This window comes from Rhizobacter sp. Root404 (genome assembly GCF_001425865.1).
Classification (GTDB): domain Bacteria; phylum Pseudomonadota; class Gammaproteobacteria; order Burkholderiales; family Burkholderiaceae_C; genus LMDS01.
Genome location: NZ_LMDS01000004.1, coordinates 480,748 through 506,213, shown reverse-complemented (window position 1 = coordinate 506,213; position 25,466 = coordinate 480,748). Strand labels below are relative to the sequence as shown.

General features: G+C 71.6%; 28 protein-coding genes. 17 read left to right on the top strand and 11 right to left on the bottom strand.

The window, feature by feature from the left end; all coding sequences use genetic code 11:
* Window positions 1–17 precede the first annotated feature (17 nt).
* Window positions 18–845: a peptidoglycan DD-metalloendopeptidase family protein gene (locus ASC76_RS06915; RefSeq protein ID WP_056464260.1), complete on the bottom strand. Its 828-nt coding sequence runs from the start codon at window positions 843–845 to the stop codon at window positions 18–20.
* A gap of 150 nt (window positions 846–995) precedes the next feature.
* Here ASC76_RS06915 and ASC76_RS06910 point away from each other — a divergent pair, with 150 nt between their 5' ends.
* Window positions 996–2,102, top strand: coding sequence for a hypothetical protein (locus ASC76_RS06910; protein ID WP_056464258.1), 1,107 nt, complete (start codon window positions 996–998; stop codon window positions 2,100–2,102).
* 15 nt (window positions 2,103–2,117) lie between these two features.
* Here ASC76_RS06910 and ASC76_RS06905 read toward each other — a convergent pair whose 3' ends face one another.
* On the bottom strand, window positions 2,118–3,902 hold the full coding sequence (locus tag ASC76_RS06905) for a glutamine--tRNA ligase/YqeY domain fusion protein (protein ID WP_056464256.1): 1,785 nt from the start codon (window positions 3,900–3,902) through the stop codon (window positions 2,118–2,120).
* Window positions 3,903–4,058: 156 nt separating this feature from the next.
* Here ASC76_RS06905 and ASC76_RS06900 point away from each other — a divergent pair, with 156 nt between their 5' ends.
* The gene (locus tag ASC76_RS06900; protein WP_056467031.1) at window positions 4,059–4,436 is read left to right on the top strand and encodes a hypothetical protein; all 378 of its coding nucleotides are present in this window, start codon (window positions 4,059–4,061) and stop codon (window positions 4,434–4,436) included.
* 131 nt (window positions 4,437–4,567) lie between these two features.
* Window positions 4,568–5,038 carry a glycine zipper 2TM domain-containing protein gene (locus ASC76_RS06895; protein ID WP_056464253.1) on the top strand — a complete coding sequence of 157 codons (471 nt, stop codon included), beginning with the start codon at window positions 4,568–4,570 and terminating at the stop codon, window positions 5,036–5,038.
* A gap of 16 nt (window positions 5,039–5,054) precedes the next feature.
* Here the strand turns inward: ASC76_RS06895 and ASC76_RS06890 are convergent, their stop codons facing one another.
* The 3 genes from ASC76_RS06890 to ASC76_RS06880 are packed head-to-tail and all read right to left on the bottom strand — an operon-like array spanning window position 5,055 to window position 7,697.
* The gene (locus tag ASC76_RS06890) at window positions 5,055–5,879 is read right to left on the bottom strand and encodes a LytTR family DNA-binding domain-containing protein (RefSeq protein WP_056464251.1); all 825 of its coding nucleotides are present in this window, start codon (window positions 5,877–5,879) and stop codon (window positions 5,055–5,057) included.
* Window positions 5,876–6,985, bottom strand: coding sequence for a sensor histidine kinase (locus ASC76_RS06885; RefSeq protein ID WP_056464249.1), 1,110 nt, complete (start codon window positions 6,983–6,985; stop codon window positions 5,876–5,878). Before ASC76_RS06885 ends, ASC76_RS06890 begins: the two co-directional genes overlap by 4 nt.
* A gap of 16 nt (window positions 6,986–7,001) precedes the next feature.
* Window positions 7,002–7,697 carry a DUF6622 family protein gene (locus tag ASC76_RS06880; RefSeq protein ID WP_371262091.1) on the bottom strand — a complete coding sequence of 232 codons (696 nt, stop codon included), beginning with the start codon at window positions 7,695–7,697 and terminating at the stop codon, window positions 7,002–7,004.
* A 13-nt stretch (window positions 7,698–7,710) separates the two neighbouring features.
* On the opposite strand from ASC76_RS06880, the gene ASC76_RS06875 reads away from it, so the two are divergent.
* The 6 genes from ASC76_RS06875 to ASC76_RS06850 are packed head-to-tail and all read left to right on the top strand — an operon-like array spanning window position 7,711 to window position 13,190.
* Entirely contained in the window at window positions 7,711–8,532 is an 822-nt protein-coding gene (locus ASC76_RS06875; protein WP_082548867.1) for an SDR family NAD(P)-dependent oxidoreductase, read from the top strand.
* Between the two features lie 40 nt (window positions 8,533–8,572).
* On the top strand, window positions 8,573–10,327 hold the full coding sequence (locus tag ASC76_RS06870) for a M14 family metallocarboxypeptidase (protein ID WP_235580377.1): 1,755 nt from the start codon (window positions 8,573–8,575) through the stop codon (window positions 10,325–10,327).
* 46 nt (window positions 10,328–10,373) lie between these two features.
* The gene (locus ASC76_RS06865) at window positions 10,374–11,213 is read left to right on the top strand and encodes a cytochrome b/b6 domain-containing protein (RefSeq protein WP_056464242.1); all 840 of its coding nucleotides are present in this window, start codon (window positions 10,374–10,376) and stop codon (window positions 11,211–11,213) included.
* Entirely contained in the window at window positions 11,210–12,019 is an 810-nt protein-coding gene (locus ASC76_RS06860) for a molybdopterin-binding protein (RefSeq protein ID WP_056464240.1), read from the top strand. The genes ASC76_RS06865 and ASC76_RS06860 overlap by 4 nt, the downstream gene beginning before the upstream one ends.
* A 25-nt stretch (window positions 12,020–12,044) precedes the next feature.
* Complete coding sequence (locus tag ASC76_RS06855) at window positions 12,045–12,431, top strand: thioredoxin family protein (protein WP_056464239.1); 387 nt, start codon at window positions 12,045–12,047, stop codon at window positions 12,429–12,431.
* A gap of 30 nt (window positions 12,432–12,461) precedes the next feature.
* Entirely contained in the window at window positions 12,462–13,190 is a 729-nt protein-coding gene (locus ASC76_RS06850; protein WP_056464237.1) for a cytochrome c biogenesis CcdA family protein, read from the top strand.
* A 9-nt stretch (window positions 13,191–13,199) separates the two neighbouring features.
* Here the strand turns inward: ASC76_RS06850 and ASC76_RS06845 are convergent, their stop codons facing one another.
* Window positions 13,200–14,771: a helicase HerA-like domain-containing protein gene (locus ASC76_RS06845; protein WP_056464235.1), complete on the bottom strand. Its 1,572-nt coding sequence runs from the start codon at window positions 14,769–14,771 to the stop codon at window positions 13,200–13,202.
* A gap of 100 nt (window positions 14,772–14,871) precedes the next feature.
* Between ASC76_RS06845 and ASC76_RS06840 the strand changes: the two genes are divergently transcribed.
* From ASC76_RS06840 to ASC76_RS06805, 8 genes are read left to right on the top strand one after another with little or no spacing between them, the layout of a single operon-like run.
* The gene (locus ASC76_RS06840; protein WP_056464233.1) at window positions 14,872–15,597 is read left to right on the top strand and encodes a YebC/PmpR family DNA-binding transcriptional regulator; all 726 of its coding nucleotides are present in this window, start codon (window positions 14,872–14,874) and stop codon (window positions 15,595–15,597) included.
* Between the two features lie 10 nt (window positions 15,598–15,607).
* Entirely contained in the window at window positions 15,608–16,894 is a 1,287-nt protein-coding gene (purD, locus tag ASC76_RS06835) for a phosphoribosylamine--glycine ligase (protein WP_056464231.1), read from the top strand.
* 5 nt (window positions 16,895–16,899) lie between these two features.
* Window positions 16,900–17,508, top strand: coding sequence for a 1-acyl-sn-glycerol-3-phosphate acyltransferase (locus ASC76_RS06830; protein WP_235580376.1), 609 nt, complete (start codon window positions 16,900–16,902; stop codon window positions 17,506–17,508).
* Window positions 17,505–18,431, top strand: coding sequence for an oxygen-dependent coproporphyrinogen oxidase (gene hemF, locus ASC76_RS06825; protein WP_056464229.1), 927 nt, complete (start codon window positions 17,505–17,507; stop codon window positions 18,429–18,431). The genes ASC76_RS06830 and hemF overlap by 4 nt, the downstream gene beginning before the upstream one ends.
* The gene (nadD, locus tag ASC76_RS06820) at window positions 18,428–19,063 is read left to right on the top strand and encodes a nicotinate-nucleotide adenylyltransferase (protein ID WP_082548865.1); all 636 of its coding nucleotides are present in this window, start codon (window positions 18,428–18,430) and stop codon (window positions 19,061–19,063) included. Before hemF ends, nadD begins: the two co-directional genes overlap by 4 nt.
* The gene (gene rsfS / locus ASC76_RS06815; RefSeq protein WP_056464225.1) at window positions 19,050–19,742 is read left to right on the top strand and encodes a ribosome silencing factor; all 693 of its coding nucleotides are present in this window, start codon (window positions 19,050–19,052) and stop codon (window positions 19,740–19,742) included. Before nadD ends, rsfS begins: the two co-directional genes overlap by 14 nt.
* Window positions 19,739–20,206: a 23S rRNA (pseudouridine(1915)-N(3))-methyltransferase RlmH gene (rlmH, locus tag ASC76_RS06810; protein ID WP_056464223.1), complete on the top strand. Its 468-nt coding sequence runs from the start codon at window positions 19,739–19,741 to the stop codon at window positions 20,204–20,206. Before rsfS ends, rlmH begins: the two co-directional genes overlap by 4 nt.
* A gap of 43 nt (window positions 20,207–20,249) precedes the next feature.
* Window positions 20,250–20,873 (top strand): nucleoside triphosphate pyrophosphatase, encoded by a 624-nt coding sequence (locus ASC76_RS06805; protein WP_082548864.1) that lies wholly within the window; start codon window positions 20,250–20,252, stop codon window positions 20,871–20,873.
* 4 nt (window positions 20,874–20,877) lie between these two features.
* Here the strand turns inward: ASC76_RS06805 and phnE are convergent, their stop codons facing one another.
* The 5 genes from phnE to senA are packed head-to-tail and all read right to left on the bottom strand — an operon-like array spanning window position 20,878 to window position 25,463.
* A complete protein-coding gene (gene phnE, locus ASC76_RS06800) occupies window positions 20,878–21,717 on the bottom strand; it encodes a phosphonate ABC transporter, permease protein PhnE (RefSeq protein ID WP_082548862.1) in 840 nt (279 codons plus the stop codon).
* Entirely contained in the window at window positions 21,714–22,556 is an 843-nt protein-coding gene (locus tag ASC76_RS06795; protein WP_157615384.1) for an ABC transporter permease, read from the bottom strand. The genes phnE and ASC76_RS06795 overlap by 4 nt, the downstream gene beginning before the upstream one ends.
* A complete protein-coding gene (locus ASC76_RS06790; protein WP_056464221.1) occupies window positions 22,553–23,383 on the bottom strand; it encodes a phosphonate ABC transporter ATP-binding protein in 831 nt (276 codons plus the stop codon). The genes ASC76_RS06795 and ASC76_RS06790 overlap by 4 nt, the downstream gene beginning before the upstream one ends.
* Before the next feature lie 7 nt (window positions 23,384–23,390).
* Window positions 23,391–24,251 (bottom strand): putative selenate ABC transporter substrate-binding protein, encoded by an 861-nt coding sequence (locus ASC76_RS06785; RefSeq protein WP_082548861.1) that lies wholly within the window; start codon window positions 24,249–24,251, stop codon window positions 23,391–23,393.
* 42 nt (window positions 24,252–24,293) lie between these two features.
* Window positions 24,294–25,463 carry a selenoneine synthase SenA gene (gene senA / locus ASC76_RS06780; protein ID WP_056464219.1) on the bottom strand — a complete coding sequence of 390 codons (1,170 nt, stop codon included), beginning with the start codon at window positions 25,461–25,463 and terminating at the stop codon, window positions 24,294–24,296.
* Window positions 25,464–25,466 lie beyond the last annotated feature (3 nt).

Sequence of the window (25,466 nt, the reverse complement as noted above, 5' to 3'; positions counted from 1 at the left end):
GCTTCGGTGCCGCGCGCCTAGCGCTCCGCGGCCAGGAACAGCGCCGGGTCGACCATCGCGCGGTTCAGACTGACGCCCCAGTGCAGGTGCGGCCCGGTGGCGCGGCCGGTCGCACCCACCGCGCCGAGCGGCGCGCCGGCCGCCACCACGTCACCCACCTTCACGCCGATCGCCGAGAGGTGGCAGTACATCGTCAGCAGGCCGCCGCCATGGTCGAGCCACACGGTGTTGCCGTTGAAGAAGTAGTCGCCGGTGTCGATCACGCGGCCTGCGGCCGGCGCCACGACCGGCGTGCCTTGCGGCGCGGCGATGTCCATGCCGCTGTGCGGATTGCGCGCCTGGCCGTTGAACACGCGGCGCAGGCCGAACGAACTCGAGCGCCGGCCCGGCACCGGCGCGGCCAGCCGCAGCGTGTCCGGGGGCGTCTCGGAATAGGTCGCGGCGATGGCCTTCAGGTGCACGGCCTCGCGCTCGTAGCGGGCCAGATCGGCCGGTGCCAGATCGACCTGGCCGGGCGCGACCGAGAGCCGCTGTTCCGCGTACTTCCAGGGCTTGACCGCGAACGACCGGGTGGCAACGCCGCCGTCCGCAGCCTCGACCGCCAGTTCGGCCGGCCCCGGCACGGTGGCGAGCGGCAGACCGACCAGCGCCGTCCACCGGCCGCCGTCGCGCACCACCAGGACCGGCACATCGCGATAGCGCACCTTGGGCGCGTCCGTCGCGGGGCCGAGATCGATGCGCGCCACGCCACCGGGCGCGAGGCGCTGCTGTGGCAGTTCGAGGCCACGAGCGTTCGCGGCGAGCGCGAGCGCCGCGACCATGACGGACAAGGACATGAGGTTCATCGCGCGATGATGCCGCAGCACCAGGCGCCGCTCCGCTGTCACAACGCGTAACCCGTTCGTTCGGGCGGCTGCCACTTATGCACGCCCCGGCACGGCGCCGCTCACTAGGATCGACGCTCGGCCTTCTGCAGGGGCCTTGGGAGCGGTGAGATGGCGGCGAGATGGCTGTTCCGTGCGGTGCGACGCGCGACCCTGGTCGGTGCGATCGCCGTCGCCTCGTTGGGTCTCGGCGGCTGCACGACCACCGGCGTGCTGCTCGGCGCCGCGGGCCTGGCGACCGACACCAGCGTGACCTGGGAAGTCGTCAAGCACGTGCACGGCCGCCTGACCGAGGGCGACGACCCGCCGTGCCAGCGCCTGGACAGCGTGCAGCGTGCTCTCAACGTGCGCTGTGGCGCCTTCGTGCCGGGCAGCGTCAGGGTTCAGGACCTGCGCAGTCCGCGGCTGCAGGGCTGCGTGCTGGCCGTCGCGACGCGCGAGCCGCGGTTCTGGGCCGCGCTACCGGAATTCATCGACAAGGGGGCGTCGCCGGAGGCCTGCGCGCGCTCGCCGCTGGTCGAGCTGGCGCAGGCGAACGCGTGCCCCGACTTCGCGGCCGCTTCACCCAGCGAGTTGCGCGCGTTGCGCTGGCTCGCCGAAGCCGATGCGCGCGCGGTGCAGCACGACGTGGTGCGCATGCTCGGCTGCCCGAACGCCCGCCGCGTCGGTCTCGATGCGGTGCTGACGACCTGGCTCGAGCAGGGCGCGCTCGATCCCGGCCAGGTCGGCTTCGGCCCGCTCGGCGCGCTCCACCCCGACCTGCTGGCCACGACGCTGGCGCGCGCGTTGGAGGCCCGCGGCCACACCGCGCAGGCCGGACTCGGTGGCCACGACGGCCAGCTCCCGGGCGGCTTCGAACTCGCGCTGCGCGACAGCCATTGGGCCGCGCTCGAATGGTGGCTCGCCCGCGTGCCGGAACTGGCCAACCGCGTGCCGGCAGCGCAGGGCCGTCAACTCGCGTGGGCGCCGCTGGAGCGCGCGCTGCGCCCTGGCTTCCTGACGCATCCCGAGACCCAGCGCGATCTGGTCGGGTTCCTGATCGCTCGCGGCGCCGACCCGTCGCGCAAGCTGTTCTACGACGCCAGCCGCTCGATCCTGCAACAGGCCCGCGCGCTGAACAGCCCGCTGGTCGCGTTGCTCGATCAGCCGCCGGCGGCGCCGCCGGCCACTGCCGTGGCGGACGCCTCGGGTGCAGTCATCGCCGGGCCGGGCCAGTAGCCGCGACAATCCGGGTCACTTGCCCCAGGAATCCTTGAGCCCGGCGATGCGGTTCAGCACCGGCCTGGCAGCGGCGTGATCGACCCGGTCGGCGACGAAGTAGCCGTGGCGCTCGAACTGGAACTTCTCGTCCGGCTGCGCGTTCGCGAGTGACGGCTCGATGTAGCCGTGGACGACCCGCTTGCTGGCCCGGTTCAGCGCGGCCTTGAAATCCTTGCCGCCGGCATCGGGCTGGGCTTCGGTGAACAGCCGGTCGTACAGGCGCAGCTCGGCTGGTAGCGCGTCGGCGACGGCGAGCCAGGTGATCGTGCCCTTGACCTTGACCGCATCGGCGCCGGGCGTCCCGCTGCGGGTGTCCGGCACGACGGTCGCGGTGACCGCGATGACCGCGCCGCTCGCGTCCTTCTCGCAGCCGGTGCACTCGACGACGAAGCCGTACTTGAGCCGAACGCGGTTTCCCGGGTACAGGCGGAAGAAGCCCTTGGCCGGCACCTCGGCGAAGTCGTCGCGCTCGATCCACAGCTCGCGGCCGAGGTGGAACGCCCGCGGCGCGAGCTCCGGCCGATGCGGGTTGGCCGGCGCATGGCAGGGTTCGAGCCGGTCGTCGCCGCCGAACAGCTCGCCGAAGTTGGTCAGCTTCAGCTTGATCGGGTCGATCACGGCCATCGCGCGCGGCGCCTTGCCTTCGAGGTCTTCGCGCAGCGCGATGTCCAGGCTCGCATAGTCGGTCCAGCCGCCGGCCTTGCTGGTGCCGGCGCGCTCGCACATCAGGCGGATCGCCTCGGGCGTGTAGCCGCGCCGGCGCAGGCCGACGATCGTCGGCATGCGCGGATCGTCCCAGCCGTCGACGATCTGCTCGTCGACCAGCTGCCGCAGCCTGCGCTTGCTGGTGATCACGTAAGTCACGTTCAGGCGCGCGAACTCGTACTGGTGCGGGCGCGGCTGCGCCAGCAGGCCGAGGGTGCACAGCGTGTCGAGCAGCCAGTCGTACCACGGCCGCTGGTCCTCGAACTCGAGGGTGCAGATGCTGTGCGTGATGCCTTCCAGCGCGTCCTCGATCGGGTGCGCGTAGGCGTACATCGGGTAGATGCACCACGCGTTGCCGGTGTTGTGGTGCTCGGCGTGCTTGATGCGGTAGAGCGCCGGGTCGCGCAGGTTGATGTTCGGGCTCGCCATGTCGAGCTTGGCGCGCAGCACCGCCGCGCCGTCGGGCAGCGCGCCGGCGCGCATCTCGCGGAAGCGTGCGAGGTTCTCGGCCGGGGTGCGGCTGCGGAACGGGCTGTCGGTGCCGGCGTGGCCGAAGTCGCCGCGGTTGGCGCGCATCTGCTCCGGCGTCTGCTCGTCGACGTAGGCGAGGCCGGCATCGATCAACGCCTCGGCCGCGCGGTACATGAAGTCGAAGTAGTTGCTGGCGTGGTACAGATGGCTCGTGCCGTTCGATTCCCAGCCGTAGCCGAGCCAGGTCACGGCGTCGAGGATGCTGTCGACGTACTCCTGCTCTTCCTTCTCGGGGTTGGTGTCGTCGAAGCGCAAGTGGCACACACCACCGTATTCCGCCGCCAGGCCGAAGTTCAGCGTGATGCTCTTGGCGTGGCCGATGTGCAGGTAGCCGTTCGGCTCGGGCGGGAAGCGCGTGCGCACCTTGGCCGGGTCCAACGGACCGGCGGCGTGGTGCGCGGCGTCGCCCGGGCTGCCGGCGAACCGGCGCTGCGCGTAGGTGCCGTCGGCCAGGTCGCGCTCGACGATCTGTCTCAAGAAGTTGCTGCTGGGCTTGGGCTGGGAATCGACGGGTGCGGTCATGGGGTCCATCTGCCGCGGATGGGCCGCTGGCGGTGGCGGGATTCTATCGGCGGGCCCCGCTTTACCAGCGGATACCTCTTCGCGGTCAACGTCGCCCCGGGGTTCGCGTTGGAGATTCGCACGGGCCGCATTCCGGCCCCGCTGAAGGAGTCCCAGATGATCAAGTCCGCACTCTGCGCGCTCGCCACCGCCGGCGCCGCGCTCGTCTCCCCCAGCGCCCACGCCGGCGTGTCCTGGTCGATCGGCATCAACGCCCCTGTTCTCGGCGCGGTCGTGTCCAACGCGCCGGGCTACTACTACGACGAGCCGGTGTACGTACCGGCGCCGGTCTATGCACCCGTGCCGGTCTACCGGGCCGCGCCGCGCGTGATCTACGAACCGCGCCCGATCTACTACCGGCCGCAGCCGATCGTGTACCCGCGCTACTACCCGGCATGGGGCCATGACCGGGGTCGCTGGGACCACCGCGGGGATCGCGGCGGCCGCGACCACGACGGCCGCCGCGGCGACCGGGACGGCCACGGCCACCGCTGAGTCGCTCCGCTGTGGGCGAACGACTACGCCGCGCGCCGGCCCGGCCCCACAGCGCGACCGCGGGTCGGCCTAGCGGGCGGCCCGGGGTGCGGCGACACGATGGCGCCATCCCAGAACTTCAGGAGACCGCGATGCGTATCCGCCAACTTTCCCTGGCCACTTCCCTCGGCGCACTGGCGCTGCTGACCGCCTGCGCGGCGCCGCCGTCCTACCGCGGCGACCAACGCGTCTACGAATCCCAGCCGGTCAACCGGCAGGTGCCGCGCTATGCGGAATACGGCCGGGTGGAAAACATTGGCTACGTCCAGGTGTCGCAGCGCCCGAGCGGCGCGGGTGCCGTGCTCGGCGCGGTGATCGGCGGCGTGATCGGCAACCAGTTCGGCAGCGGCACCGGCAAGGCGCTCGCGACCGGCGCAGGCGCGGTCGGCGGTGCGGTGGCCGGCAACGCGATCGAAGGGCGCACGCGCCGCGACGACGAGGTCTACCGCGTCACCGTGCGCTTCGACGACGGCAGCGTGCGCGACTTCGACTTCCAGCGCGTCGACGACCTGCGTCGCGGCGATCGCGTCAAGTTCGAGGACGGCCAGCTCCACCGCATGTGAGGTCGGCACGCCGCCGCTACATCGCCTTGAACAGGTGGGCGTAGAGGCGGCTCGCGACGAGCTTGTCGGCGTGTCCGCGCAAGGTCAGGTGGACCTTGCCGGACTCGTCGCGCGTGGCGGTGGCGATCGCCTCGGCGCGCACCACGGTGCCGCGGTGGATCTGCCAGAAGCGCTGCCCGTCGAGTTGCGGCAGCAGGTCGCGCAGCGAGGTGCGGATCAGGTACTCGCGCGCCGCGGTGATCACGCGGATGTATTTGTCCGCCGCTTCGAAGTACAGCACCTCGCCGATCGGCACCAGGTGCACGGCGTTGCCGACGCTGGCCTGGATCACGGTCAGCCACGGTGCCGCCCCGGGCGTGACGGCCTGTGCGCCGACGCCCGGCGCAGCCAGCAGGCTGCGCAGTTGCGCCAGCGTTGCGTCGAGTTCCCCCGCCGCTGGCGTCGTGCGCGCCTGCAACGCCGCGCGCAGGCGCGTGCAGGTCTGCGCCAGGCGGTCCGGCTGCACCGGCTTCAGCACGTAGTCGACCGCGGCGTGCTCGAAGGCCTGCAGCGCGTATTGGTCGTAGGCGGTGACGAACACCACCAGTGGCAAGGGCGCGTCACCGGTCGGCCAGTCCTCGGCGAGGGCCTGCGCGGCCTCCAGGCCGGTCATGCCGGGCATGCGGATATCCAGGAACACGATCGCGGGCCGCAGCGCGAGCGCCTGCTCGACTGCCGCCGCGCCGTGGCCGACGTTGGCGACGACCGCGAGCTCCGGCCACGCCCGCGCCAGTTCGGCCTGCAGGTTCGCGGCGAGCAGTGGCTCGTCTTCGGCGATCAGCGCGGTGAGGGTCGTGCTCACGCCGCTGCCCCGTCGATCGGCAGTCGCAGGGTCGCGAGCGCGCCGCCTTCGGCATCGTCGGCGGCGGCCAGCGTCAACGTGGCGCGCGCGCCGTAGAGCGCGGCGAGGCGCTCGCGCACCTGAACCAGGCCGAAGCGCGTGCCGTCGGTCGACGCCTCGCGCAAGCCGACGCCGGTGTCGCGCACGCGCAGCACCAGCACGCCGCCATCGCGCGCCGCGCTCACATCGATGCGGCCGCCATCGACCGCGGGCTCCAGACCGTGCTTGATGCAGTTCTCGACCAGCGGCTGCAGCAGCAGCGGCGGCACCGGCAGGTCCGCCAGCTCCGCGGGCAGCTCGAAGTGCGTGCGCAGGCGCGGGCCCATGCGCAGCTCCATCAGCGCGAGGTAGTCGGCCAGGCGCGCGAACTCGGCCTGCAGCGGGTGCTTGGCGAGGCGCGAGCCGGACAGCGTGGCGCGCAGGAAGGCGATCAGCTGGTCGAGCATCGCCTGTGCGCGCGGCGGGTCCATCCCGATCAGCACGCGCAGGTTGGCCAGCGTGTTGAACAGCATGTGCGGCTCGAGTTGCGACTCGAGCAGCTTGAGCTGGTGCTCGGCCGCCTGGCGCTGCGCGGTCTGGATGGCCGCTTCCTTGGCGGCGATGGTCTCGCGGGAATAGAAGTAGTAGGTGATCAGCAGGCCGGGCACCAGCGCGCCCATCAGCAGCCAGAACGATTGGGCCAGGCTGCCGCGGAAGAACCCGCCGCTGTGGTGCCCGGTGAGCCAGCCGGCCACCGTGTTGCCGACGCTGAAGCCGAACACCGTGCCGACGACGATCAGCGGCAGCATCAGCGGCCAGCCCGGCCAGTCGCTCAGTGCCTCCGGCGTGCCCGGCAGCGCGTGGCGATGCTTCCAGCGCGCGAGCGGCTGGCGACCCAGATCGATCGTGATCCAGCAGAGCATGCCGATCGCGACCGAATGCACCAGGCTCGCCAGGAACGAGTAGTCCATCCAGCCCGACAGCACCGCGGCGATCAGGACGCAGATCCCGAGCGTGCGCAAACCGCGCCGCAGGAAGCCACCGTTGCGCGGTCCCGGTGCGGTTGCGGAGTGCAGGGCGGAGGTCATGGTGGCGGATTCTGGCTCAGGCGGCCGCGACGCCCTGGCGCTGGCTGGCCACCGCACGCAAACCCAGGCCGCGCGCCAGGAACAGGCCGCTGAACAGCCCGTAGGCGAGGCTGCAGGTGGCGGCGAAGGTCGCGTCGGTGGCCAGCGCCGGGTGCATCGCGAGGTTGACGCCGGCGGCGTACTTGATCATGAACAGCGCGACGATCAGCGCCAGCGGCAGCCAGCTGCCCGGCACGTGCACGGTCTGCGAGTCGGCCAGCCAGCGCGCCCCGCGCACGGCGACCAGGCTGCGCGCGAAGGTCAGGGCGATGCCGAGGCCGGCCGCCCAACCGCCCAGCGCGAGCGGGAAGTGGCCGAAGGCGGTCAGCACCCCGCTCAGCGACAGCGCGACCATCGCGAGCGGCAGGATCGCGATGCGCAGCGGGCTCAGCGCGCGGTCTCGCACCTGCGACAGGCCGACGGCGATCAGCGCGGCGAACAGGCCCCAGACCCAGCCGGGGGTGTGAAGAACGATCTGGATCAGCATGGTGCAACTCCTGGTGTGAGAGGGACGGGAAGCCGGCGTTCGGTGCCGATGGGTCGCACTGTGCCGAGCCGGGCGCGCCGCCGCGACCACCCTGCGACGAAATGCCGGGCGAGGGCGCGAAACGCCGTCCTGCCGGCGCCAGCGGTCTGCTGCAAAATGGCCCGATCGCCCCCTTTGCGGGCGCATCGGAGGCGACGAGATGATCGAGACCCCCACCGCGGCGCCCCGGAGCGCCGTCGAAGCGCGGGAGACGCTGGTGCCGCAGGTCGAGTTCGCCGGTGCCCGCTATGGCAGCCTGCGCGGCCGCGGCGTGATCGTCACCGGCGGGGCCAGCGGGATCGGCGCGGACATCGTGCGCGCGTTCGTCGCACAGGGCTGCGCGGTCGGCTTCCTGGACCGCGACGAAGCCGCGGGCCAGGCGCTGGCGGCTGCGCTCCCCGAGGCTCACTTCCAGGCCTGCGACGTGACCGACGTGCCAGCGCTGCAAGCCGCGATGGCGACGCTGACGGCGCGACTCGGCCATGTCGACGTGCTGGTCAACAACGTCGCGGACGACGAGCGCCACGCGATCGAGACGGTCACGCCCGAATCCTTCGACGACCGCGTGGCCGTCAACCTGCGCCCGCACTTCTTCGCGACCCAGGCGGTGATCGGCCCGATGCGCGAGCGCGGCGGCGGCGCCGTGATCAACCTCGGCTCGGCGAGCTGGAAGAACAAAACGCCCGGGCTGTCGGTCTACGCCACCTGCAAGTCGGCGATGACCGGCTTCACGCGCAGCCTGGCGCGCGAGCTCGGGGCCGACGGCATCCGCGTCAACTGCGTGGTGCCCGGGTGGGTGATGACGGCGCGCCAGCTCGAACGCTGGGTCAACGCCGACGGCGAGGCCGCGATGGACCGCAACCAGTGCCTGCCGGGCCGCATCGTCGGCGCGGACATCGCGAACATGGTGCTGTTCCTCGCCGCCGACACCGCGCGGATGATCACGGCGCAGGAGTTCGTCGTCGATGCGGGCTGGTCTTGAGCAGGTGGAGCCGTCGATGAAGGCAGTGAAGGAACAAGGCATGCGCAAGACCCTGGGCTCGGCCCTCGCCGCGGCGTTGCTGGCGACGGCGTGCGCGGCCCCGCCGCGGGTCGCGGTGCGCCCGGTGCCGCCGGCGGTCGCGCCGGTCCCGGCGGCGCCGGTCGCACCGGTCGCGACCCCGACGCCGACTCCGGCGCCGGCGCTTCCCACGATGCGGCCGATCGAGCCGGCGACGGCCGCGAGTGCGGCAGGCGCCGCCGAGAGCGCCGGCGTCGCCGCGCGCTTTCCGGATCCGCCGGTCAGCTACCGCACGCCGGCGTTCGAGCCCGGTCGCACCGGCTTCACGACCAATGCCGAGCTGCGCAATGTCCTCAACGGCCTGGTCCGCGAGGGCGGCGCGACCAGCATCCGGCTCGTGCAGGCCGGCAGCTCGCAGACCGGCGTGCCGCTGGAGGCGCTGCACTTCAGCCGCGGCGCGGTGCCGCTGGCCGCCAGCGGCGCCACGGCCCGCGCGCCGCGACCGGTCGTGCTGCTGGTCGGCCAGCAGCATGGCGACGAGCCGGCCGGGGCCGAGGCCTTGCTGGTGATCGCGCAATCGCTGGCCGGCGGCCCGCTCGCGGCCGTGCTGGACCGCATCGATGTGGTGATCCTGCCGCGCGCCAACCCGGACGGTGCCGCGGTTGAGCGCCGTACCAGCGCCGGCGGCATCGACGTGAACCGCGATCACCTGCTGCTGCGCACGCCCGAGGCGCAGGCGGTGGCGCAACTGGTGCGCGAGTTCAACCCGGTGGTCGTCGTGGACGCGCACGAGTTCTCGGTGCTCGGCCGCTACATCGAGAAGTTCGGCGCGGTGCAGCGCTTCGACGCGCTGGTGCAGTACGCGATGACCGCGAACCTGCCCGAGTTCGTCACCAAGGCCTCGGAGGAGTGGTTCCGCAAGCCGATGCTGCAGGCGCTCAGCGCGCAGGGGCTGAGCCACGAGTGGTACTACACGACGTCGACCGACGTGAGCGACAAGAAGGTGTCGATGGGCGGCGTGCTGCCGGACACCGGGCGCAACGTCAACGGCCTGCGCAATGCGGTCAGCTTCCTGATCGAGACGCGGGGCGTGGGCCTCGGGCGCGCGCACCTGCTGCGGCGGGTCCACACGCATGTGGTCGCGATCACCAGCGTGCTGCAGAGCGCCGCGGCGCGTGCCGAGGACCTGCAGAAGCTGCGCCGCTTCGTCGATGCCGATGTCGCGGCCAAGGCCTGCCAGGGCGAGGCGATCGTCGAGGCCGTCGCGACGCCGAGCGAATACAACCTGCGCATGCTCGATCCGCAGACCGGCGCCGACAAGACCGTCAACGTCACCTGGGATTCGGCGCTCGAACTCAACGTCGTCAAGCGCCGGCCGCGGCCCTGCGGCTACTGGCTCGGCGCCGACCAGACCGATGCGGTGCTGCGGCTGCGCGCGCTGGGCGTGCAGGTGCAGCGGCTCGACGAGCCCGGTGCGCTGCGCGGTGCGGTCTACACCGAGACCGCGCGCGAACTGGCCACGCGTAGCGACGTGCGCGGCAGCATCGCGGACGCCGGTGGCATCCTGAAGCTGAAGGTCGAACTGGTGCCGGCGCTGGTCGACGTGCGCGCCGGCAGCTACTACGTCGGCCTGGACCAGCCGCTCGCCAACCTGGTGATCGCCGCGCTCGAGCCGGACACGCAAAGCGGCTTCGTCGCGAACCGCATCGTCACCGAACTCAAGTCGCTCGCGCGGGTGCAGGCGCCGCCCGAGACGAAGATGACGCCGATGCAGTAGGCGCGGCGACGCTGTAAGAACCGACGCCCGTCACCGACCGATCGCCATGAACCCGACCGACCCGTCCCGACGCCTCTATCGCCATCGTCTGCCGGTGCGCGTGATGCACTGGATCAACGTGATCTGCCTGACGATCCTGCTCGGCAGCGGCTTGCAGATCTTCAATGCGCACCCGGCGCTCTACTGGGGCCGGGACTCGACCTTCGCCGACCCGTGGGTGTCGATCGGTGCGCTGCGCACCGCCGACGGCGGCGTCACCGGCATCACGACGATCGCCGGCCACCGTTTCTCGACCGACGGCGTGCTCGGTGCGTCGACCTCCGGCGCCGACGAGGCCAAGAGCGTGCGCGCGTTCCCGTCGTGGGCCACGATCCCGGGCCCGCAGTGGCTGTCGATGGGCCGGCACTGGCACTTCTTCTTCGCCTGGCTGTTCGTGATCAACGGCGTCGCCTACGTGGCCTATGCGATCGCGAGCGGCCACCTGAGCCGCGACCTGCTGCCCACGCGCGCCGAGCTGCGCCGCATCGGCCACTCGATCAGGGACCATCTGCTGTTCCGGCACGAGACCGGCGAGGCCGCCAAGCGCTACAACGTGCTGCAGAACCTGGCCTACCTGACGGTGATCTTCGGGCTGCTGCCGCTGGTGATCCTCGCCGGGCTGGCGATGTCGCCACGGATCGATGCGGTGTTTCCCGGCTGGGTCGATCTGCTGGGCGGCCGCCAGTCCGCGCGCACGCTGCATTTCCTCGCCGCCGCCGGCTTGCTGCTGTTCGTGCTGATCCACGTGTTCGAGGTGCTGATCAACGGCGCGTGGAACCAGATTCGCTCGATGGTGACCGGCTGGTACGTCTTGCCTGCGGACGCCAAGAAGGAGGCCCGGTCATGAGCCGCCGCACCATCTCGAGCGGCTGGCCCGTGCCGCCGCCCAATCGCCGCAGCGCGCTGCGCGCCGCACTCGCCGGCATCGGCGCCGCGACGCTGGCCGGTTGCGACCGGCTGTCGAACAACCCGGCGGTCGTCGACGCGCTGAAGAGCGCGCAACACCTGAGCCATGGCGCGCAGCGCCTCGTGGCCGGCCGCAAGGCGATGGCGCAGGAGTTCAGCGAAGCCGACATCGCGAAGACCTTCAAGGCCAACGGCACGCTCGCGCCGCGCGATGCCGACTACCGCGCGTTGATGCAGGGCGGTTTCAAGGACTGGGCGCTGCGGGTCGAGGGCCTGGTCGAGCAACCCGCTGCGTTCACGCTGGCCGAGTTGCGCACGATGCCGTCGCGCACCCAGATCACCCGGCACGACTGCGTCGAGGGCTGGAGCGCGATCGGCAAGTGGAAGGGCGTGCCGCTCGCCCATGTGCTCGCGCAGGTGAAGCCGCTGCCGAACGCGAAGTACGTGGTGTTCCGCTGCGCCGACTCGATGGACGACCCGGCCGCCGCCGCCGACTCGCGCTATTACGAGAGCGTCGACATGGACGACGCCTATCACGCGCAGACCGTGCTGGCCTACGAGCTCAACGGCCAGCCGCTGCCGGTCGCCAACGGCGCGCCGCTGCGGGTGCGGATCGAGCGCCAGCTGGGCTACAAGCACGCCAAGTACCTGATGCGGATCGAACTGGTCGAGCGCTTCGACCAGATCCGCGGCGGGCAGGGCGGCTACTGGGAAGACAACGGCTACGAGTGGTACGCGGGCATCTGACGCACTCACGAACCTGGAACCCATCATGCACAAACTGCTTCGCTCGTTCGTCGTTGCCATCGGCCTGGGCGTCGTCGCGCTGGCCGCCCTGGCCGCCGAGTTGCCGTTCAACCAGGCGAAGTTCGACGCCGCGCTCGCGAAAGGCCAGCCGGTGATCGTCGACTTCAGCGCCAGCTGGTGTCCGACCTGCAAGCAGCAGAAGCCGATCGTCGCGGCGCTGCTGAAGGAGAAGAAGCTGCAGCCGGTGACGCTGTTCGTCGCCGACTTCGACCGCGAAGAGGCGCTGAAGAAGCAGCTCGGCGTGACGATGCAGAGCACCTTCGTCGTGTTCAAGGGCGGCAAGGAAGTCGCGCGCTCGACCGGCCAGACGCAGAAGCAGGCGCTGGCCGAACTGTTCGAGAAGAGCCTCTGAGCCGCGGCGCCCGCGCGCGCTGAGGCAGCGATGGACTTCGGCCCGGGCACCTTCGCGCTCGGCTACCTGGCCGGGCTGCTGTCCACGCTGTCGCCGTGCGTGCTGCCGCTGCTGCCGATCCTGATCGCGACGGCGCTCGGCCAGCACCGCTTCGGGCCGCTGGCACTCGCGGCGGGGCTGACGGTGTCGTTCATGCTGGTCGGCACGGTGATCGCGGCGTTCGGCGCGTCGGTCGGGCTCGATCCGGCGGTGTTGCGGCGGATCGCGGCCGGGCTGCTCGTCGCGTTCGGGCTCGTGCTGCTGGTGCCGGCGCTGCAAATGCGCTTCGCGGCCGCGAGCGCGGGCCTGGCCGCGTCGGGCGACGGACTGATGGCGCGCGTGTCGGGGCGCGGCTGGGGCGGGCAGTTCGCGGTCGGCTTGGTGCTCGGCCTGGTGTGGAGCCCGTGCGTCGGGCCGACGCTGGGCGCCGCCTCGACGCTCGCCTCGCAAGGCCGCGACCTGGGCTCGATCGCGCTGCTGATGCTGCTGTTCGGCCTGGGCGCCGCGACGCCGCTGCTGCTGATCGGCACGCTGTCGCGCGAGGCGCTGGCGCGTGCGCGCGGGGGGCTGCTGAAGCTCGGCGAGCGCGGCAGGATGGTGCTCGGCATCGCGCTGGTGGTGGTCGGCGTCGCGATCCTCGGCGGCGCCGACAAGCGCATCGAGACCTGGGCCGTCGAGCATTCGCCCGACTGGCTCACCGAACTGACGACGCGGTTCTGACGCGCCGCCTCAGCGCTTCCTGCCGCCCAGCAGGCTGCCCAGCACGCCGCGGATGATCTCGCGGCCGACGCTCGAGCCGATCGTGCGCACCGCCGAACGTGCCGCCGCCTCGGCCAGCCCCTCGTGCTTGCCGCCGCGCGGGCCGGTGCTGCCGAACAGCACGTCCTTCAGCCCGCCGAGCAGGCCGCCGTCGCCGTTCGACGTGGCCGACGGGCCGCCGGGCACGCTGGCGGTGCCGGTCGGCGGCAGCCGGGTCGACGGGACCTCCGACGACGGCGCCGCGTCGGCGCTGGCGACCGCGCGGCCCTTCAGCTTCTCGTAAGCCGAGTCGCGGTCGACCGCCTTCTCGTAGACGCCCGCGACCAGCGAGCCGGCGATCAGCGCCTGGCGTTGCGCCGGCGTGATCGGCCCGATCTGGCTGCCGGGCGGGATCACGAACACGCGCTGCGTCACGCTCGGCCGGCCCTTCTCGTCGAGCAGGCTGACCAGCGCCTCGCCGACCGCGAGCTCGGTGATCGCGGTCTCGATGTCCAGCCCCGGGTTCGCGCGCATCGTGCTCGCCGCCGCCTTCACGGCCTTCTGGTCGCGCGGCGTGAACGCGCGCAGTGCGTGCTGCACGCGGTTGCCGAGCTGCGCGAGCACGGTGTCGGGGATGTCGAGCGGGTTCTGCGTCACGAAGTAGACGCCGACGCCCTTGCTGCGCACCAGCCGCACGACCAGCTCGATGCGCTCGACCAGCGCCTTCGGCGCCTCGTTGAACAGCAGGTGGGCCTCGTCGAAGAAGAACACCAGCTTCGGCTGGTCGAGGTCGCCGACCTCGGGCAGCTGCTCGAACAGCTCGCTGAGCATCCACAGCAGGAAGGTCGCGTACAGCCGCGGCGCGTTCATCAGCTGGTCGGCGGCGAGGATGTTGACGACGCCCTTGCCATCGACCGTCTGCATGAAGTCGGCGATGTTCAGCATCGGCTCGCCGAAGAAGCGGTCGCCGCCCTGCTGGTCGATCTGCAGGATGCCGCGCTGGATCGCACCGATGCTGGCGGCGCTGACGTTGCCGTACTCGGTCGTGAACTGGGCGCTGTTGTCGCCGACGTACTGCAGCATCGCGCGCAGGTCTTTCAGGTCGAGCAGCAGCAGGCCGTTGTCGTCGGCGATCTTGAAGACGAGCTGCAGCACGCCCTGCTGGATCTCATTGAGCGCGAGCATGCGCGACAGCAGCAGCGGCCCCATGTCGCTGACGGTCGCGCGCACCGGATGGCCCTGGGCCGCCTTGTCGGTCGCGAACACGTCCCACAGTGTGGCGGGGCAGGCGACCGCGGGCGACGGCTCGATCCCGCGCTCCTTCAGCACCGCCGCGAGCTTGGCGCCGACCGTGCCGCTCTGGGTGATGCCGGTCAGGTCGCCCTTCACGTCGGCCATGAAGACGGGCACGCCCAGGCGGCTGAAGTTCTCGGCCAGGGTCTGCAGCGTGATCGTCTTGCCGGTGCCGGTGGCGCCGGTGATCAGGCCGTGGCGGTTGGCCAGCGCCGGCAGCAGGAAACACTCGGTCTTGTCGTGTTTGGCAATCAGGATCGGCTCGGCCATCGTCGGTGCTCCGGTGGGGGCCGCGGCCCCAAGTAAAATTCGAGTCTATCGAACAAACATCGCGGTCGGCGCGTCGGCGCTGCTGCACAAAGGGAGCCTCATGGCCGGTCATTCCAAATGGGCCAATATCCAGCACCGCAAGGGCCGCCAGGACGAGAAGCGCGGCAAGATCTGGACCCGCGTGATCCGTGAAATCACCGTCGCGGCCCGCCAGGGCGGCGGCGACCTGGCGATGAACCCGCGGCTGCGGCTGGCGGTCGAGAAGGCCAAGGCGGCCAACATGCCGGCCGACACGGTCAAGAAGAACATCGACAAGGCCACCGGCAACCTCGAAGGCGTGAACTACGAGGAGATCCGCTACGAGGGCTACGGCATCGGCGGCGCCGCGATCATCGTCGACTGCATGACGGACAACCGCGTCCGCACGGTGGCCGAGGTGCGCCACGCGTTCAGCAAGTACGGCGGCAACATGGGCACCGAAGGCTCGGTCGCGTTCCAGTTCAAGCATGTCGGCCAGTTCGTGTTCGCGCCCGGCACCAGCGAGGACAAGGTGATGGAAGTCGCGCTCGAAGCGGGCGCCGACGATGTGGTCACCGACGACGACGGTGCGATCGAGGTGCTGTGCGCGCCGCCCGGGTTCGAGGCCGTGAAGGCGGCGCTCGAGGCCGCGGGCCTGAAGCCCGACGTCGCCGAGGTCACGATGCGCGCCGAGAACACGATCGCGTTGTCGGGCGGGGACGGCCAGCGCATGCAGAAACTGCTCGACATGATCGAGGACCTGGACGACGTGCAGGAGCTGTACCACAACGCCGAGATCTCCGAATGAAGGCCGCCGCATGAAGGTTCTCGTCATCGGCAACGGCGGCCGCGAGCACGCGCTCGCCTGGAAGCTCGCGCAATCGCCCAAGGTGCAGACGGTGTTCGTCGCGCCGGGCAATGGCGGCACGGCCGCCGACCCCAAGCTCACCAACGTCGGGCTGACCGACTACGCGGCCATTGCCGACTTCGCGCAGGCCGAGAAGGTCGCGGTCACCGTCGTCGGGCCGGAGGGGCCGCTGGCCGGCGGCATCGTCGACCTGTTCCGCGCCCGCGGGCTGCGCGTGTTCGGGCCGACGCAGGCGGCGGCGCAGCTGGAGAGCTCGAAGGCCTTCGCGAAGGCGTTCATGCAGCGCCACCACATCCCGACCGCCGCGTTCGAGACCTTCACCGACGCGAAGGCGGCGCATGCGTACGTCGACGCGCAGGGTGCGCCGATCGTCATCAAGGCCGACGGCCTGGCGGCCGGCAAGGGCGTGGTCGTCGCGATGAGCCTGCCGCAGGCCCACGAGGCGATCGACTGGATGCTCAGCGACAGCGACAACAAGCTCGGCGTGCAGCACAACGCCGGCCAGGCGCGGGTCGTGATCGAGCAGTTCCTCGAGGGCGAGGAGGCCAGCTTCATTGTGATGTGCGACGGCAAGAACGTCGTCTCGCTCGCGACCAGCCAGGACCACAAGCGCCTGCTCGACGACGACCAGGGCCCGAACACCGGCGGCATGGGCGCGTACTCGCCGGCGCCGGTGGTCACGCCGAACGTCCACGCCAAGGTGATGCACGAGATCATCCACCCGACCATCGCCGGCATGGCGAAGGACGGCATCGTCTTCACCGGCTTCCTGTACGCCGGGCTGATGATCGATTCGAGCGGCCAGCCGCGCACCGTCGAGTTCAACTGCCGGATGGGCGACCCCGAGACCCAGCCGATCATGATGCGGCTCAAGAGCGACCTGTTCGACGTGCTGATGCACGCGACCGACGGGACGCTCGACAAGGTCGAGCTCGAATGGGACCGCCGCGTCGCGCTCGGCGTCGTGATGGCGGCCGCCGGCTACCCGCTCGCGCCGCGCAAGGGCGATCCGATCACCCACCTGCCGGCCGACGCGCCCGATGCGATGGTGTTCCATGCCGGCACCGCGCCCGGCAGCACCGGCCCCGTGACCGCCGGCGGCCGTGTGCTGTGCGTCACCGCGCTGGGGGACTCGGTCAAGCTGGCGCAGCAGCGCGCCTACGACGTGCTGCGCGGCATCCACTTCGATGGCGCGCAATACCGTCGCGACATCGGATACCGCGCGATCAAGCGCTGAACGTCGTGACCGCGCCGGCCCAACCGGTCCAGCTCCATGGCAGCGGCATGGCGCAGGCCGTGCTGCGCGCGCTCGGTTGGCGGGTGCGCTTCGACGGCCTGCCGGCGCGGCAGGGCGTGCTGATCGTCTACCCGCACACGTCGAACTGGGACTTCCCGCTCGGCCTGCTGGCCAAGTGGACGGTCGGCATCGACGTGACCTTCTGGGGCAAGGACGCGCTGTTCCGCATCCCGCTGTTCGGCCGCTGGCTGCGCTGGCTCGGCGGCGTGCCGGTGGATCGGCAATCGGCCAACGGCATCGTCGGCCAAATGGCGCGCGAGCTCGAAGCCGCACGCCGGGACGACCGTTTCCTCTGGCTCGCGCTGTCGCCCGAGGGCACGCGGCGCTACACGGACGCGTGGCGCTCGGGCTTCTATCACGTGGCGCTTCAGGCGCAGGTGCCGGTCGGGCTGGTGTGCTTCGACTATGCGCGGCGTGAGGTCGGCGTGCAGCGCTTCGTCCGGCTCAGCGGCGATCCGCGGGCCGATCTCGCCGAGATCGCGCGCCAGTTCAACCAGCCCGTCGGCAAGCGCCCGGCGCTCGCGGCACCGATCCGCTTCAGGACATCCCCATGAGCACGACCCAAGCCGTTCGCGATTACCTGCTGGGCCTGCAAGACCGCATCGTCGCGGCGGTGGAGGCCGAGGACGGCCAGTCGTTCATCACCGACGCCTGGCAGCGCGAGCCCGGCGGCCCGCTCGAAGGCGAAGGCCGCTCGCGCCTGCTGGAGGGCGGCGCGGTGATCGAGCGCGGCGGTTGCAGCTTCTCGCACGTCCGCGGCAAGACGCTGCCGCCGTCGGCGACCCAGCACCGGCCCGAATTGGCGGGGGCGCCGTTCGAGGCGATGGGCGTGTCGCTGGTATTCCACCCGCGCAACCCGCATGCGCCGACCGTGCACATGAACGTGCGCATGCTCGCCGCGCTGCCGGAAGGCAAGCCGCCCGTGACCTGGTTCGGTGGCGGCATGGACCTGACGCCGTACTACGGCGTCGAGGCCGACGCCGCGCACTTCCATCGCACCAATCGCGATGCGCTCGCGCCGTTCGGCGCCGACCTGTACCCGCGCTTCAAGACCTGGTGCGACGACTACTTCTTCCTGAAGCACCGCGACGAGCCGCGCGGCATCGGCGGCGTGTTCTTCGACGACTTCGCCGAGCTCGGCTTCGAGCGCAGCTTCGCGATGCTGCGCGCGGTCGGCGATGCGTTCGTGCCGGCGTACCTGCCGATCCTGCAGGCGCACAAGAACGATCCGTACGGCGAGCGCGAGCGGGAATTCCAGACCTATCGGCGCGGTCGCTATGTCGAGTTCAACCTGGTGTTCGACCGCGGGACGCTGTTCGGGCTGCAATCCGGAGGTCGCACCGAGAGCATCCTGATGTCGATGCCGCCGGTCGTGACCTGGCGCTACGACTGGAAGCCCGCGCCAGGCACGCCGGAGGCGCGGTTGTACAGCGACTTCCTGCGGCCGCGTGACTGGGCCGACTGGACCGCGGCTTGAGCGACACGACGAGCCGGGTCGGCATCTTCGGCGGCAGCTTCGACCCGGTGCACAACGCGCACGTCGCGCTGGCCCGGCAGGCGCTCGCCGAGCTCGCGCTCGACGAACTGGTCTGGCTGCCCGCCGGCCAGCCGTGGCAGAAGCAGCGCGTGCTGGCGCCGGTCGAGCACCGCGAGGCGATGGTTCGGCTGGCGATCGACGGCGAGCCGCGCTACACGCTGTCGCGCATCGAGATCGAGCGCGAGGGCCCCAGCTACACCGTCGACACCGTGCGCACGCTGACCGCGCAGCGCCCCGGCGTCGACTGGCACCTCGTGATCGGGCAGGACCAGTACGCCGGCTTCCACACCTGGCATGGCTGGCAGGAGCTGCTCGGCCTGGTGACGCTGGCGGTGGCCAACCGGGCCGACGCCCCGCTGAACGCCGATCCGCAGGTGCTGCGCGTGCCGCACGAGGCGATCGCACTGCCGATGATGGACATCTCGTCGACCGACATCCGCGCCCGCCTCGCCCGCGGCCTGGGCATCGCCGATCTGGTGCCCGCCTCCGTGGCAGGCTATATTGCCCGCCACCACCTTTACCAGGATCCGCCCGGATCCGCCCTCGCTCAGGAGCTGAATGGACATTCGTAAACTGCAACGCGTCATCGTCGATGGACTGGAAGACGTCAAGGCCCAGAACATCGTCGTGTTCAACACCGAACACCTGTCGGCCCTGTTCGAGCGCGTGATCATCGCCTCGGGCACGAGCAACCGGCAGACCAAATCGCTGGCCTCCAGCGTGCGCGACGCGGTCAAGCAGGCGGGCTACCCGGTGCCCCGCACCGAGGGCGAGGGCAACGGCGAGTGGATCATCATCGACTGCGGCGCGGCCGTGGTCCACGTGATGCAGCCGACGATCCGCGATTACTACCACCTCGAGGAAATCTGGGGTGACAAGCCGGTCAACATGAAGCTGGCGACCGGCGCCACCCGCCTCGTGAAGGCCGCCGAACCGGAAGCGCCGGCGAAGAAGTCTGCTGCCAAGAAGGTCGCAGCCAGGAAGGCGCCCGCGGCGAAGACGCCGGCCCGCGCGCCCGCCAAGACCGTGGCGAAGAAGGCCGCCGCGAAGGCGCCGGCGAAGAAAGCCCCGGCCAAGAGCATCCCGGTCGTGAAGAAGCTGATGGTCGTCGGCAAGACCCCGACGAAGAAGAAGCCGGCCGCTCCGGTCGGTCGGGGCGTGACGCGCACCGTCGGCGTCAAGTCGGCGTCGGCCAAGTCGGCGCCCGCGAAGAAGGCCGTCGCGAAGAAGGCGCCCGCGCGCCGCGCATGAAGTTGCTGGTCGTCGCGGTCGGCCAGCGCCAGCCGGCCTGGGCGCAGACGGCCTATGCCGAGTTCGAGAAGCGCTTCCCGCCCGAGATGCGGCTGGAACTGCACGCCGTGAAAGCCGAGACGCGCGGCCAGAAGACCGCCGCGCAACTGATGGCCGCCGAGGCAGTGCGGCTGCAGGCGGCGCTGCCGCGCGGCGTGCGGCGCATCGTGCTCGACGAGCGCGGCACGCGGGTCACGACGGTGCAGCTGGCCGAGCGGATGAAGGCCTGGCTGCATGACGGGCGTGACGTCGCGTTCGTGATCGGCGGGCCGGACGGCCTCGATCCTGTCCTCAAGGCGAGCGCCGACGAGACCTTGCGCCTGTCCGAACTGACGCTGCCGCACGCGTTCGTGCGCGTGCTGCTCGCCGAGGCGCTGTACCGCGCGTGGACGGTGATGGTGAACCACCCCTATCACCGTGAGTAATGTGACCCCCAAGACGACTTCGTCGTCGCCCCCCCGAGGGGGAGTGTCCGCCTTCGGGCGGCCCGGCGGCGGACTGTTCATCTACCTCGCCTCGCAGAGCCCGCGCCGCCGCCAGCTGCTCGACCAGATCGGCGTGCGCCACGAGCTGCTGCTGCCCGGTGCGGACGAAGACGCCGAGGCGCTGGAGGCCGAGCGCGCCGGCGAACTGCCGGCCGCCTACGTCGAGCGCGTGACCCGCGCCAAGCTGAAGGCGGCGCGCGAACGGCTGCAGCAACGCGGGTTGCCCGACGCGCCGATCCTGTGCGCCGACACCACCGTCGCGCTCGGCCGTCGCATCCTCGGCAAGCCGGCTGATGCGGACGATGCGCGCGCGACGCTGACGCTGCTCGCGGGCCGCACCCACCGCGTGATCACCGCGGTCGCGCTGCACGTCGGCCGGCGTTCGTGGCTGGCGGTCAGCACCTCGCGCGTGCATGTCGCGCCGATGCCGCCGGCGGCGATCGACGCCTATGTCGCCAGCGGCGAGCCCTTCGGCAAGGCCGGCGCGTACGCGATCCAGAGCGCGTACGCCGGCTGGATCGAGCGCATCGAAGGCAGCTACTCGGGGATCATGGGGCTGCCGCTGTTCGAGACCGCGCAGCTGCTGCGCCGCGCCGGCTGGCCCTGACGTTCTAGCCGCGCGCCGGCGCCAGGCCGCGCCGCACGTAGGCGCTGGCCGCATCGACCCCGATCACCAGCACGAACATCGCCAGCAGCACCGTGGCCGCCTGCGCCTGCTGGAACAGCGAGAGGTGGAAGTACAGCATCTGACCGAGTCCGCCGGCGCCGACGAAGCCGAGCACCGCGGCCATGCGGATGTTCATCTCCCAGCGGTAGAGGCCATACGCCACCCACTGCGGCGCCGCCAGCGGCAGCATGCCGTAGACGAAGGCCGCGACCGCGCCGCCGCCGGCATCGCGCAGCGCGCGCTCGGGCGCGGACGGCGCGTTATCGAGCGTCTCGCCGAACAGCCGGCCGAACACGCCGGTCGTGTGCAGCGCCAGCGCCAGTGCGCCGGCGAACGGGCCGAGTCCGGCCGCGAGCACCATCAGCGTCGCCCAGACCAGCTCCGGCACGCTGCGCAGCACGTTCAGCAGCAGGCGCGCGAGCGCGCGCGGCGCGCTGCCGAAGCGGCCCGCGGCCGGCAGCGCAAGCAGCGCGCCGGCCACGCCGGCCAGCAGGGTGCCGAGCGCCGAGACCGCGACCGTCTGCAGCGCGGCCCACGCCGTCTTCGCGAGGAACGGCGCGGACAGGTCGGGGCTCATGAACTCGGCCGCGAACTTGCGCATCGCGCGGCCCGATTCGGCCGAGAACAGGCCGGCGACATCGAGCTTCAGGTAGGCGAAGCTCGCGACGATCGCGATCAGCAGCGCCGACAGCGCCAGCACGCAGGTCAGGCACGGGCCGGCGGCCTGCGCGCGATCGGCGCGCGTCGTGGTTGCGTCTGTCTCGGGGTCGGTCGTCGGCGTCATGACAGCAGCTTGCGCAACCCGGCGCTGAGCGCGTCGGCCAGCAGCACCAGCAGCAGGAAGGTCAGCAGGATGGTGCTGGCCTCGCCGCCGTTGAGCATCTTCATCGACTGGTCCATCAGCTGACCGAGCCCGCCGGCGCCGACGAACCCCATCACGACCGACGCGCGCACCGCGCACTCCCAGCGGTACACGGTGTACGAGGCCAGTTCCTGCGCCGCCTGCGGGATCAGCCCGTAGCACAGCGCGGCGACGCGCCCGCTGCCCGCTTCCAGCAGCGCGCGTGCGGCGCGGCCATCGCTCGATTCGAGGATCTCGGCGTAGACCTTGCCGAGCATGCCGCCGTAGGTGATCGCAATCGCGAACACGCCGGCCGCCGGGCCGAGGCCGAGCGCGTGCACCAGCAACAGCGCCCACACGACCTCGGGCACCGCGCGCAGCGTCATCAGCAGCAGCCGCGCGGCGCCGCGAACGGTGCGGCCGCGCCAGACCGCACGCCCCGGACCGATGGACGAGACCGACAACGCGCCCGTCATCGCGAACGCCAGCGGCACCGCGATCAGCGCCGCCAGCGTGACCCCGGCGGTCGCCATCGCCAGCGTCTCGAGCGTGGCGCGCAGCAGCAGCGCGAGGAAGTCGCCCGAGGTGGCCGGCGGCAGGAAGCCGGCGAGGAAGCTGCCCATCACCCGCAGGTTGCCGGCATCGAACAGCGCGGCCGGGCGGAACTCGGCCAGCTGCAGCAGCGGCCACAGCAACACGATCGCCAGCAGCGTCAGGCCGGCGCGGCGCAGCGCGAGCGGGTCGCGCGGCATGTCCGCGCGCGGGTCGAGCACCGCGCTCATCGACAGCCCGGCCGCACCAGCGGCAGCACGTTGTCGCCGGTCGGCGGCGGCAGCTGCAGGTCGCTCGACTGGGTTGGCAGCGTGCGGCCCTCGGTGGCGTAGAGCGCGTGCAGCATGGCCGCGCTGACCTGGTCGGCCGGTCGGTCGAACACCAGCTCGCCGCTGCGCAGCCCGACGATGCGCGGGAACCACTTCAGCGCCAGGTCGACCGCGTGCAGCGAGGCGAGCAGCGTGGCCCCGTCGCGCTCCGATTGCGCGACCAGTTCGCCGATCGCCAGGTCGGACAGCGACGGATCGAGCGCCGACACCGGCTCGTCGGCGATCAGCAGCGGCGGCGCCTGGTACAGCACCCGCGCGATGCCGACGCGCTGCAGTTCGCCGCCCGAGAGCCGGTCGCAGCGGTCGAACACCCGGTCGGCGAGGTCGAGCCGCGCCAGCGCGGCGCGCGCCCCGCCGATGTCCGACGGGTACAGCAGCGACAGCAGCGCGCGCCGCGTCGACCAGGCGCCGAGCCGCCCCGCGAGCACCGCGGTCACGACCCGCAGCCGCGGCGGGATCGGCGGCGCCTGGTGGACCACACCGATGCGCGCGCGCAGCCGCCGCAGCTCGCCCGGTCCCAGTTGCCACGGGTGCTGGCCGAGCAACTCGACGCGCCCCTCGCCGGGCCGCACCGCGGCCGCCGCGATCCGCAGCAGGCTGGTCTTGCCGGCGCCGGACGGGCCGATCACCGCGACGCGCTCGCCGGCCGCGATCGTGAAGCTGACGTCGCGCAGCGCGCGGTGGCCGTTCGCGTGAACGAGGCCGACGCGGTCGAACGCCAGGCTCATCGTCGGATCACTTGATCAGGCCGGCCGACTTGGCCGCCGATTCGATGCCGTCGTAGTTGGCGGACGTGGTCGGCACGAACTTGCTGGCGCGCTGCAGGTCCATGATCTCCTTCATGCCGGGCTTGGACGGGTCGAGCTTCAGGAACGCGTCGGTCAGCTTCTTGCGCAGCGCGGCGTCCAGGCCGGGGCGCACGGTCCAGTTGTAGTCGAAGTAGGGCGGCGTGGTCGCGAGCACGCGGACCTTCGCCGCGTTCGGGTTGCCGGCCTCGACCAGCTTGTCCCACACCGACGCGTTCAGCACGCCGCCATCGGCGCGGCCCGAGGCCACGAACGCGACGGTCGCATCGTGCGCGCCGGAGAACGCGACGGTCTTGAAATCGGCGTCCGGCTTGATGCCGGCCTGCTGCAGGAAGAAGCGCGGCATCAGGTGGCCGGAGGTCGACGACGGCGCGCCGAACGCGAAGTTGGCCCCCTTCAGATCGGCCAGCGTCTTCGCCGGGCTCGCCACCGGCACGATGAACTTGCTGGTGAACTTCTCGTCCTCGGCGCGCTGCACGATCGGCACGACCCCGCCGTTGGTGCGGATGCGCGCCTGCACGTAGGTGAAGCCGCCGAGCCAGGCCAGGTCGATCTTGTTGCTCGCCAGGCCCTCGACCACGGCGGCGTAGTCGGTCACCGGCGTGAACTGCACGTCCAGCCCGGTCTCCTGCTTCAGGTAGTCGCCGAGCGGCTTGAACTTGCGTTGCAGTTCGGTCGGCGCCTCGTCGGGGATCGCGGAGACGCGCAGCACCGTGGTCTGCGCGACGGCGGCGAGGCTGCCGAGGGCGAGCGCGGCAGCGGCGATGGCACGGGTGAAGGTCTTGGTCATGGAGCGGCCCTGGTTGGCGTGGAAGTGGAGCGTGCCGGCGTGTCAGCGCGCGGCGGTGCGGAAGCCCGCGAATATATCGGTGCGCTGCGGCTCGAAGAAATTGCGGTAGCGCGCGTCGTGCAGCCGCGCGTGGGTCGCGAACGCGCCGCCGCGCAGTTCGCGGTGGGTGCCGAACCACGGTTCGGAATACTCGCGGTACGGCCCGGGCGTGAAACCGGGGCAGGGCGCGAACGGATCGGCAGTCCACTCCCAGACGCTGCGGCCCCATTCGAAACCGGGCGCATCGCGGGCCGAATGTTCCCATTCCGCCGCGCTCGGCAAACGGCGCCCGGCCCAGCGGCAGTAGGCCTCGGCCTCGAAGGCGTTGACGTGAATCACCGGCGCGGCCGGGTCCAGCGGGAGCCAGCGGTCGAACCAGCGCTGCTGCCACGCGCCGTCGGCACTGCGGCGCCAGCGCTGGGGATGGGGAACGCCACTCTGCGCGCGCCAGGCGCCGGCCTCGGCCGGCCAGAACGCGGGCTGCTCGTAGCCGCCAGACTCGACGAAGCGGGCGAATTCGCCAGCGCGCAGCGGGGCGCTGTCGATCTCGTGCGCGGCGAACGCCACGTGTTGCGGCGGTTGTTCGTTGTCGAACGCGAAGCCGGCGCCCGCGCCGAGCTCGACGCGGCCGGCGGGCACCGCGCGCGGCCGCGCGGCCGACACGCGCGGCGCGTCGACGCCGGGCGGCGCCGGATAGCCGAGCGCGGCGCGCAGCCAGCAGAAGGCCTCGCCGTGCATGTCCTCGTGGAACAGCGCGAGGCGGGCGAAGTAGAGCGCCTCATCGTCGGCGCCTGCGGGCAGCGCGTCGATGCAGGCGTCGAGCTGGCGCTGCATCCAGGTCGCCAGCGTCGCGCGGTCGGGCATCGGCGTCGTCCAGCGCTCGGCATGGGCCAGGCGCGCCGAATCGAAGTGGGCATCGGGCGCAATGAAGCGCGCCGGACCTCGCGCCGTTGCGTGGCCCTGCGCGTCGCGCCCGTGCGGGCCGCGCAGCATCCAGAACTCGGCAAACCACGCCAGGTGCGCCAGCTCCCACGCGATCGGGTTGACGCCGGGGCGGCGCGCCGGTGCCCACTGCGCGTCGTCGAGGTCGCCGACGAGCGCCCAGGTCCGCGCGCGGCTGTCTCTCAAAGCGTCCGCCAGGGCGGCGCCGGCCAGCCGCCGCGCGTCAGGCACCGG